The sequence below is a fragment of the Streptococcus sp. DD10 genome (genome assembly GCF_001578805.1).
GTDB lineage: Bacteria > Bacillota > Bacilli > Lactobacillales > Streptococcaceae > Streptococcus.
Genome location: NZ_KQ969236.1, coordinates 1 through 232 on the forward strand (window position 1 = coordinate 1; position 232 = coordinate 232).

Sequence of the window (232 nt, forward strand, 5' to 3'; positions counted from 1 at the left end):
GGTTCGATGGGCAAGTACGACTTCCAGAAAGCCTCTCAATTCCCTTATCTAGATTATGTGGGCTATAAGGTACTCACCCGTCTCAAAAAGCGTCATTTTCAGTGCAAATCCTGCCGAAAAATGCTAGTCTCTGAGACCAACTTGGTAGAGAAAAATCATCAAATTCCTCGTATCATTCACCAGAAAATTACCCAAAAACTGATAGAGCAACACTCCATGACCGCCATTGCTT

Annotated in this window: 1 pseudogene; it reads left to right on the plus strand. The window is 42.7% G+C overall.

Features of this window, described 5'->3' with window-relative positions:
• Positions 1-232, plus strand: a pseudogene (locus STRDD10_RS11705) (ISL3 family transposase); the annotation flags it as partial.